Annotated in this window: 8 protein-coding genes and 1 pseudogene; 4 read left to right on the top strand and 5 right to left on the bottom strand. The window is 70.0% G+C overall.

From position 1 onward, the window contains the following. The 4 genes and pseudogenes from AAG801_RS05815 to AAG801_RS05800 all read right to left on the bottom strand — a co-directional run. Positions 1 to 260: pseudogene (locus AAG801_RS05815) on the bottom strand (AraC family transcriptional regulator); the annotation flags it as partial. A 16-nt stretch (positions 261 to 276) separates the two neighbouring features. Then, positions 277 to 789, bottom strand: a complete 513-nt coding sequence (locus AAG801_RS05810) for a Dps family protein (protein ID WP_341887564.1) — start codon at positions 787 to 789, stop codon at positions 277 to 279. Positions 790 to 868: 79 nt separating this feature from the next. Further along, the gene (gene katG, locus AAG801_RS05805) at positions 869 to 3,076 is read right to left on the bottom strand and encodes a catalase/peroxidase HPI (RefSeq protein ID WP_341887563.1); all 2,208 of its coding nucleotides are present in this window, start codon (positions 3,074 to 3,076) and stop codon (positions 869 to 871) included. 134 nt (positions 3,077 to 3,210) lie between these two features. Then, positions 3,211 to 4,134: a hydrogen peroxide-inducible genes activator gene (locus tag AAG801_RS05800; protein ID WP_341887562.1), complete on the bottom strand. Its 924-nt coding sequence runs from the start codon at positions 4,132 to 4,134 to the stop codon at positions 3,211 to 3,213. A gap of 204 nt (positions 4,135 to 4,338) precedes the next feature. Here AAG801_RS05800 and AAG801_RS05795 point away from each other — a divergent pair, with 204 nt between their 5' ends. Next, a complete protein-coding gene (locus AAG801_RS05795) occupies positions 4,339 to 4,830 on the top strand; it encodes a hypothetical protein (RefSeq protein ID WP_341887561.1) in 492 nt (163 codons plus the stop codon). Positions 4,831 to 4,834: 4 nt separating this feature from the next. Here the strand turns inward: AAG801_RS05795 and recG are convergent, their stop codons facing one another. After that, on the bottom strand, positions 4,835 to 6,892 hold the full coding sequence (gene recG / locus AAG801_RS05790) for an ATP-dependent DNA helicase RecG (RefSeq protein WP_341887560.1): 2,058 nt from the start codon (positions 6,890 to 6,892) through the stop codon (positions 4,835 to 4,837). Positions 6,893 to 7,056: 164 nt separating this feature from the next. On the opposite strand from recG, the gene AAG801_RS05785 reads away from it, so the two are divergent. The 3 genes from AAG801_RS05785 (at position 7,057) to AAG801_RS05775 (ending at position 8,844) form a co-directional block, all read left to right on the top strand. Then, a complete protein-coding gene (locus AAG801_RS05785) occupies positions 7,057 to 7,185 on the top strand; it encodes a hypothetical protein (protein WP_341887559.1) in 129 nt (42 codons plus the stop codon). 67 nt (positions 7,186 to 7,252) lie between these two features. Beyond that, positions 7,253 to 8,332, top strand: coding sequence for a tRNA preQ1(34) S-adenosylmethionine ribosyltransferase-isomerase QueA (gene queA, locus AAG801_RS05780; RefSeq protein ID WP_341887558.1), 1,080 nt, complete (start codon positions 7,253 to 7,255; stop codon positions 8,330 to 8,332). Between the two features lie 137 nt (positions 8,333 to 8,469). Beyond that, positions 8,470 to 8,844 carry a c-type cytochrome gene (locus AAG801_RS05775; protein ID WP_341887557.1) on the top strand — a complete coding sequence of 125 codons (375 nt, stop codon included), beginning with the start codon at positions 8,470 to 8,472 and terminating at the stop codon, positions 8,842 to 8,844. Positions 8,845 to 8,870: the final 26 nt, after the last annotated feature.

The raw sequence follows: 8,870 nt of genomic DNA, 5'->3' as shown, positions 1-8,870 counted from the left end.
CGCAGCCGGTCCATCAGCTTGCTGTTCCCGGCGATCGCGCGGGTGTAGATGCCGCTGCCGAAGATCACCGCGTCGGCCTCGTTGGCGAACTCCAGCGGGCGCTGCGCCTGCACCGTCACCACGTTCATCGAGGTGACGTGCGAGGTCGGGCGGGCGATCTCGGCCTTCCAGCCCTGGCTGCCCAGCCGGTTGAGCAGCCCCAGCGCGATGAACGAGTCGAGCTCGTTGAAGCCGTCGAAGGTCAGGATCGCAATGCGCACGACGCCCGCCCTTGGCTCACTCTTCGAGCAGCGAACGCAGCATCCAGGCCGTCTGCTCGTGCACGGTCAGGCGCTGGGTGAGCAGGTCGGCGGTCGGCTCGTCGCCAGCGGCATCGGCCAGCGGGAAGATGCTGCGTGCCGTGCGCGCCACCGCCTCGTGGCCGTCGACCAGGATCTTCACCATCTCCAGCGCCTTCGGCGGCTTCGTGGGGGCGTCCTTGATCGAGGCCAGCGCGCCGAACTGCGCGTAGGAGCCCGGTGCCGGCGAGCCCAGCGAACGGATGCGCTCGGCGATCGGGTCGACCGCATTCCAGAGCTCGGCGTACTGGGCCATGAACATCGCGTGCAGCGTGTTGAACATCGGCCCGGTGACGTTCCAGTGGAAGTTGTGCGTGGTCAGGTAGAGCGTGTAGGTGTCGGCCAGCAGGCGCGACAGGCCGCCAGCGATCGCCGCGCGATCCTTCTCGCTGATGCCGATGTTGATCGCCGGCCCGGAGGACTTGACGGGAGTCTTGCTCTTCTTTGCCATGTACCCTGCTCCTGAGGATGAGATCGACCCCGACACTGTAGCGAAGTGCCGGGGTCGGGCCAATGACGAGGGACAACGATCAGGCCAGGTCGAATCGGTCCAGGTTCATCACCTTGGCCCAGGCGGCGACGAAGTCCTGAACGAACTTCGCCTGCGCGTCGCCGCTGGCGTAGACCTCGGCGATGGCGCGCAGCTGCGAGTTCGAGCCGAACACCAGGTCGACCGTCGTGCCGGTCCACTTCAGCGCGCCGCTGTGGCGGTCACGCCCTTCGAGCACGCCTTCGGTGCCCGACTTCTGCCACTGCGTTCCCATGTCGAGCAGGTTGACGAAGAAGTCGTTGCTCAGCGTTTCCGGCCGCGCGGTGAACACGCCATGCTTCGCGCCGCCGCTGTTGGCGCCCAGCACGCGCAGGCCGCCCACCAGCACCGTCATCTCCGGCGCCGTCAGCGTGAGCAGTTGCGCCTTGTCCAGCAGCAGTTCGGCCGTCGCGCCCTCGAGGCCCTTGCGGGCGTAGTTGCGGAAACCGTCGGCGCGCGGCTCGAGCACGGCAAACGAGTCGACGTCGGTCTGGTCCTGCGAGGCGTCGCTGCGGCCCGGCGCGAACGGCACGGCCACGCTCTGGCCGGCCTTCTTCGCAGCGGCCTCGATGGCGGCGCCGCCGGCCAGCACGATCAGGTCGGCCAGCGACACCTTCTTGCCCCCTGTGGCCGAGGCGTTGAACTCCTTCTGGATGCCTTCCAGCTTCGCCAGCACCTTGCCCAGATCGGCCGGATCATTGGCGGCCCACTCCTTCTGCGGCGCGAGGCGGATGCGCGCGCCGTTGGCGCCGCCGCGCTTGTCGCTGCCGCGGAAGGTCGAGGCCGACGCCCAGGCGGTGCGCACCAGCTGCGCGATCGACAGGCCCGAAGCCAGCACCTTGTCCTTCAGCGCCGCGATGTCCTTCGCATCGACCAGCGCATGGTCCACGGCGGGCACCGGGTCCTGCCAGACCAGCACTTCCTGGGGCACCAGCTTGCCGAGGTAACGCGCACGCGGGCCCATGTCGCGGTGCGTCAGCTTGAACCAGGCACGCGCGAAGGCATCGGCGAAGGCCGCTGGATCCTGGTGGAAGCGGCGCGAGATCTTCTCGTAGGCCGGGTCGAAGCGCAGCGACAGGTCGGCCGTGGTCATCATCGGCGGATGCTTCCTGGCCGGGTCATGCGCGTCGGGGATCATGTGCTCCGGCTTGCAGTTCTTCGCCACCCACTGGTGCGCGCCCGCCGGGCTCTTGACCAGCTCCCACTCGTAGCCGAACAGCATGTCGAAGTAGCCGTTGTCCCAGGTCGTCGGGTTGGGCTTCCAGGCGCCCTCGATGCCGCTGGTGGTGGTGTGCACGCCCTTGCCGCTGCCCAGCGCGTTCTTCCAGCCCAGGCCCATTTCCTCGATCGCCGCGCCCTCGGGCTCGGGGCCGACCAGCGCCGGGTCACCGGCACCGTGCGCCTTGCCGAAGGTGTGGCCGCCGGCCACCAGTGCCACCGTCTCTTCGTCGTTCATCGCCATGCGGGCGAAGGTCTCGCGCACGTCGCGGCCCGAGGCCACCGGGTCGGGGTTGCCGTCCGGGCCTTCCGGGTTCACGTAGATCAGGCCCATCTGCACCGCGCCGAGCGGGTCGGCGAGCTGGCGTTCGCCCGAGTAGCGGCTGTTGGCCTCCTTGCTGGTGGCCAGCCACTTCATCTCGGTGCCCCAGTTGACGTCTTCCTCCGGCTCCCAGATGTCGGGGCGGCCGCCGGCGAAGCCGAAGGTCTTGAAGCCCATGGATTCCAGCGCGACGTTGCCGGCCAGGATCATCAGGTCGGCCCAGGAGAGCTTGCGGCCGTACTTCTGCTTGATCGGCCACAACAGTCGGCGCGCCTTGTCGAGGTTGCCGTTGTCCGGCCAGCTGGTCAGCGGCGCGAAGCGCTGGTTGCCGTGGCCGGCGCCGCCGCGCCCGTCGGCGATGCGGTAGGTGCCGGCGCTGTGCCATGCCATGCGGATCATCAGGCCGCCGTAGTGGCCCCAGTCGGCCGGCCACCAGTCCTGCGAGTCGGTCATCAGCGTGGTCAGGTCCTTCACCACCGCGTCGAGGTCGAGGCTCCTGAACTCCTTCGCATAGTCGAAGTCGGCGCCCATCGGGTCGGACTTCGCGGAATGCTGGTGCAGGATGGCGAGGTTCAGCTGTTCGGGCCACCAGTCGCGGTTGCTGCGGCTCCCGGCCCGGGTGTTGCTCGGCGAATGACCCGCGAACGGGCACTTCGATTCGGTCGACATGTGCTTCTCCTTTAGCTGTTGTGGACGATACGGACACAACGACTCTAGGAAGCCGCCCACCGCGGGTCAAAGCAATTTCGTCGAAGGGGGCGATAGCCCGTGAGGGCTATGGGCCCGATAGGCGGGCCTGCGCCTCAGTCGCTCAGGCGCTTCACGCCCGGCAGTTCGCAGGCGTAGATGGCGTTGCGCAGCGCCGCGATCGCCTCGTAGCGCGTGAAGGTGCGGCGCCAGGCGAGCACCACGCGGCGCGTCGGCACCGGGGTGGCGAACTTGACGTAGCTGACGTGCGTCTGCGCCTCCTTCGGCACCGAGAGCTGCGGCACCACCGTGACGCCCATGCCCGAGGCGACCATGTACTTGATCGTCTCCAGCGACGAGCCCTCGAAGCTCTTGCGGATGCCCTCGGCGTCGCTGGAGAAGCGTGCGTACTCCGGGCAGACCTCGAGCACGTGGTCGCGGAAGCAGTGGCCGGTGCCCAGCAGCAGCATGGTCTCGTTCTTCAGCTCCTCGGCGGTGATGCTCTTGCGCTTCGCCATCGGGTGTGCTTTCGGCACGGCGGCCATGAAGGGCTCGTCATACAGCGGTGCCACCGCCAGGCCGGTGTCGGGGAAGGGCTCGGCCATGATCGCCGCGTCGAGATCGCCGGTGCGCAGCATCTCCAGCAGCTTGGCGGTGAAGTTCTCCTGGATGATCAGCGGCATCTGCGGCACACGCTCGATCGCCTGCTTGACGAGATCAGGCAGCAGGTAGGGCCCGATCGTGTAGATGATGCCCAGGCGCAACGGGCCGGAGATCGGGTCCTTGCCGCGCTTGGCGATCTCCTTGATCGCTGCCGCCTGCTCGATCACCGACTGCGCCTGGCGCACGATCTCCTCGCCCAGCGGCGTGACGCTGACCTCGCTGGCGCCGCGCTCGAAGATCTTCACGTCGAGCTCTTCCTCGAGCTTCTTGATCGCCACGCTGAGCGTGGGCTGCGAGACGAAGCAGGCCTCGGCGGCACGGCCGAAGTGCTTCTCCCGCGCGACGGCGACGATGTAGCGGAGTTCGGTGAGCGTCATGCCGGCAAGTATCGCAGCGCCGCGCATCGCGCCGCGCGCCAGCGGGCATCGTGCATCGATACCGCCCTGCTCGGCGCTTGCCGGGCGAGCGAAGGCCGCGGAACCTGCGCGGGCGGCATGTGCCGCGCCTCACCCAAGCTCATGCACACAGCCACTGAACGACCCGCTTCACGATTGCTGCCGATCGCGGCCTGCGCCGCTGCCATGGCCCTGCTCAGTGCCTGCTACGTCGTGCCGCTCGACCCGCGCACCGGCCAGCCCTACCCGGCGGCCAGCGCGCGCGAGGGCGGCAGCGTCACCATCGTCACCCCGCCTGCACCCGCTGCACCGCCGCAGCCGGGGCTGCTCAACGTGCGGCTCTATCCGCTCAATCCGCAGGCCAACCAGGGCGGCATGCTCAGCGCCATCGTCGTCGACAGCCACACCGGCCACGGCAGCTTCACGCTGGCCTACCTGGGCGACAACCTGCAGGGCGAGGCGACGCGCGTCGATGCCAGCTATGCCGCTTTCGGGCGTGTCCACAATGAGGTGCTGGGCACGGCCGCGCGCCACTACAGCGGCCGCCGCGGCATCGCCAACGCCTGGGGCAGCAAGGGCGTGAACGTGCAGTGCGAGTACCTGATCAGCGGGCCGACACAGGGCACCGGCGTGTGCCTGTTCTCCGACGGCGCGAAGTACCAGATGCACTTCGGCTGAGCGCTCAGGCCTTCAGGTAGTCGCTCTTCGAGCCCAGCCAGCGCGCCACGTGCCGCTCGGCCGTCTGCGGGTGCTGCGCCAGCAGCTTCAGTGCCGCGGTGCGGGCGAGCCGCACCAGCGGCTCGTCTTCGGCGAGGTCGGCGAAGCGCAGCAGCGGCGCGCCCGACTGCCGCGCGCCGAAGAACTCGCCGGGGCCGCGGATCTCCAGGTCGCGGCGGGCGATCTCGAAGCCGTCGTTCGTCTCGATCATCGCCTTCAGGCGCGACTTGGCGGTGTCCGACAGCGGCGAGCTGTAGAGCAGCACGCACACGCTGGCCACCGCGCCGCGGCCGACACGCCCGCGCAGCTGGTGCAGCTGCGACAGGCCGAAACGCTCGGCGTGCTCGATCACCATCAGCGAGGCATTCGGCACATCGACGCCGACCTCGATGACGGTGGTCGACACCAGCACACCCATCTGCCCGGTACTGAAGAGGGACATCACCGCCGCCTTCTCCGCTGCCGGCATGCGGCCATGCAGCAGGCCGACCATCTGGCCGGGCAGCGCCTCGCAGAGCTGCTGGTGCGTCGCGGTGGCGTTCTGCAGATCGAGCGTCTCGCTCTCCTCGATCAGCGGGCAGACCCAGTAGACCTGCCGGCCGGCGGCCACCTCCTCGCGGATGCGCGTGACCACCGCGTCGCGCTTGTGATCAGCGAACAGCTTGGTGAGCACCGGCGTGCGGCCGGGCGGCAGTTCGTCGATGGTGCTGATGTCGAGGTCGGCGAATAGGGTCATCGCGAGCGTTCGCGGGATCGGCGTGGCCGACATCATCAGCGTGTGCGGTTCGAGCGGGCCGTCCTGCAACTTGCTGCGCAAGGCCAGGCGCTGCTGCACGCCGAAGCGGTGCTGCTCGTCAATGATCGCCAGGCCCAGCTTCGCGAACTCCACCTGGTCCTGGATCACCGCATGCGTGCCGACCACCAGCGCCGCCTCGCCCGAGGCCACCTGCGCCAGCATCTCGCGGCGCGCCTTGCCCTTGCGGCTGCCGGTCAACCAGGCCACGGTGATGCCCAGCGGCGCCAGCCAGCCGACCAGCTTGCGCAGGTGCTGCTCGGCGAGGATCTCGGTCGGCGCCATCAGCGCGCACTGCCAGCCCTGCTCGATGGCGATCGCGGCGGCCAGCGCGGCCACCACCGTCTTGCCGGAGCCGACATCACCTTGCAGCAGGCGGTGCATCGGTGTGTCGCGCCCGAGGTCACGCGCGATCTCCTCGACGACGCGGCGCTGCGCCTCGGTCAGCGAGAAGGGCAGCGCAGCGAGCAGCTTCTCCTGCAGCCCGCCGGTGCGCAGCGCGAAGGCCGGCGCGCGCTGCAACTCGCGCTCCTGCTTGGCCTTGAGCTGCGAGAGTTGCTGAGCCAGCAGCTCCTCGAATTTCAGGCGCTGCCAGGCCGGGTGGCTGTGGTCCTCCAGCGCCATCACGCTGACGTCCGGTGCCGGGTGGTGCAGGAAGTGCAGCGCCTCGCGCAGCGGCGGCAGGCCTGGCGGCACGGTGCCCGGCGGCAGCTGCTCGGCCAGATCGGCGCGCGACAGCCCGGAGGCCACCGCCTTGCGCAGGTAGGCCTGCGGCAGCTGCGCGCTGGCCGGGTAGACCGGCGTCAGCGCGCGCGCCAGCGGGGCGCCCTCGTCCACCGCCTTGAAGCTCGGGTGCACCATCTCCAGCCCGAAGAAGCCGCCGCGTGCCTCGCCGCGAACGCGCACCCGCGCGCCTTCGGCCAGCGCCTTCTGGTGCGACGGGTAGAAGTGCAGGAAGCGCAGCACCAGGTCATCGGCGCCGTCGTGGATCTTCACCACCAGCTGCCGCCGCGGGCGGAACTGCACCCGGCTGTCGGTGACCACGCCCTCGACCTGAGCGTGGTCGCCATCGCGCAGCGAGGCGATCGGCACGAGTTTCGTCTCGTCCTCGTAGCGCAGCGGCAGGTGCAGCGCGAGGTCGATGTCGCGCAGCAGGCCGAGCTTCTCGAGCGCGCGCTGCGGGGCCGACTTCGGCTTGTTCTCGTTCGACGGGGGCACGGCCTCGGCCATGGACGGATTCTCGCCGCAGGCGCGGGTGTGACTTTGGGCCGCGGCGCGTGGTGTGGTGGGCCCACGCACGGCGACCACGCCGCAACCGGGAGCTCTCCCCACTCGACAACGCCGAAGGCTCGCTTAGCATCGCGCCCTGTCGCTCTCAATGCATCACCGTCCCCATGCGCTTCGTCGCCCGTGTCGCCCTGATCCTCGCAGTGATCGCCGCCGTCAGCACGCTCGCTGCACTCGCCTGGGACCGCTCGGAGCGTGCCGCGGCGCAGCCGGCCGCGCAGCTCGGGCCGCACTGAACCTGCGGGCGCCTGCCCCGGGGCATGGCACCATCGCGGCCTCGCATCACAGGCCGGTCCAGCCTCCATGCCCTCGCCGACGCACCCCACCCACACGCTCGCCGACTTCGATTTCGAGCTCCCGGCCGAGCTGATCGCCCAGCATCCCGCGCCTGAACGCTCCGCCTCGCGGCTGCTCGACGCCACCGGCGCCGCGCCCGTCGACCGGGTGTTCCGCGAACTGCCCGGCCTGCTCGAACCCGGCGACCTGCTGGTCTTCAACGACACCCGCGTGATCAAGGCCCGCCTGCTCGGCGCCAAGGCCAGCGGCGGGGCGGTCGAGGCGCTGGTCGAGCGGGTGCTGACGGGCAACGAGGTGCTGGCCCACCTGCGCGCCAGCAAGTCGCCGAAGCCGGGCAGCACGGTGCGCTTCGCCAGCGGCGATGGCGGATCGAGCTTTGACGCCGAGGTGCTCGGCCGCGGCGGGCCGGACGGCTCGCTGTTCCACCTGCGCTTTCCCGCCGAGCCGCTGGCCCTGCTGGAGCGCCACGGCCACGTGCCGCTGCCGCCCTACATCACCCACGCCGACAGCGCCGAGGACGAGCGCCGCTACCAGACGGTATTCGCCCGCCACCCCGGTGCCGTGGCCGCGCCGACCGCGGCCTTGCATTTCGACGAGCCCCTGCTCGCCGCGCTGCGCGAGCGCGGCGTCGGCACGGCCAGCGTGACGCTGCACGTCGGTGCCGGCACCTTCCAGCCGGTGCGCAGCGAGAACCTCGCCGAGCACCGCATGCACAGCGAGTGGTTCGAGGTGCCGCCGGCCACGGTGGAGGCCATTGCAGCCGCGCGGGTGGCCGGCCGGCGCGTGGTCGCGGTGGGCACGACCACGCTGCGCGCGCTGGAGTCGGCCGCGCTGTCGGGCGAGCTGGTCGCCGGCGCGCGCGACACCGACATCTTCATCACGCCGGGTTTCCGGTTCCGCGTCGTCGACCGGCTGGTCACCAACTTCCACCTGCCGAAGAGCACGCTGATGATGCTGGTCAGCGCCTTCGCCGGCCACGCGCGCGTGATGGCGCTGTACCGGCACGCGATCGCGCAGCGCTACCGCTTCTTCAGCTACGGCGATGCGATGCTGCTCGAACGCGGCACAGACGCTGTGTCGCGCTGACACAGCTGTCGTGTGGCAACGACCACGCGCTGCTCCAGTCCGGCAAAACGCAGCGGCAGCTTGATGGCAGTCAACGCTGCCCAGGGGGTGCTTCCTAGCATGGGTCGCAGATGCAACGACCCGTGGAGGACAACACCATGACCAAGACCCCCCTGCTCCTGCTCGCACTGGCCGCCGCGCCGGTGCTGGCCGCCGGAGCCGACGACACGATGACCGCGCTGGCGAGGAACGCCGGTTGCCTGACCTGCCACCAGGTCGAACCCGGCGGCAAGGGGCCTGACGGCCTGCCGCCGATCGGCCCGGCCTGGCGCGACGTGGCCACCAGGTACAAGGGCGTCAAGGGCGCCGATGCGCAGCTCACCGCCACGGTGATGAAGGGCTCCAACCCCTACGACAGCCACTGGAAGGGCCGGGCCAGCGGCCTGGCGATGCCGCCGAATGCGGTGGCCATCAAGGAGGCCGACGCGAAGAAGCTGATCGGCTGGATCCTCGCGCTGGATGTGAAGAAGTAGACGCCGTGCCGGCGCGACGGCGAAAA

It is taken from the genome of Variovorax sp. YR752 (genome assembly GCF_943372545.1).
This window is presented reverse-complemented; position numbering and strand designations above follow the sequence as displayed.

Excerpts from the sequence above, each read along its gene's own strand:
- AAG801_RS05775 (WP_341887557.1), top strand. The coding sequence starts at position 8,470 with ATGACCAAGACCCCCCTGCTCCTGCTCGCACTGGCCGCCGCGCCGGTG.
- AAG801_RS05810 (WP_341887564.1), bottom strand. The coding sequence starts at position 789 with ATGGCAAAGAAGAGCAAGACTCCCGTCAAGTCCTCCGGGCCGGCGATC.
- katG (WP_341887563.1), bottom strand. The coding sequence starts at position 3,076 with ATGTCGACCGAATCGAAGTGCCCGTTCGCGGGTCATTCGCCGAGCAAC.
- recG (WP_341887560.1), bottom strand. The coding sequence starts at position 6,892 with ATGGCCGAGGCCGTGCCCCCGTCGAACGAGAACAAGCCGAAGTCGGCC.
- queA (WP_341887558.1), top strand. The coding sequence starts at position 7,253 with ATGCCCTCGCCGACGCACCCCACCCACACGCTCGCCGACTTCGATTTC.
- AAG801_RS05785 (WP_341887559.1), top strand. The coding sequence starts at position 7,057 with ATGCGCTTCGTCGCCCGTGTCGCCCTGATCCTCGCAGTGATCGCCGCC.
- AAG801_RS05800 (WP_341887562.1), bottom strand. The coding sequence starts at position 4,134 with ATGACGCTCACCGAACTCCGCTACATCGTCGCCGTCGCGCGGGAGAAG.
- AAG801_RS05795 (WP_341887561.1), top strand. The coding sequence starts at position 4,339 with ATGGCCCTGCTCAGTGCCTGCTACGTCGTGCCGCTCGACCCGCGCACC.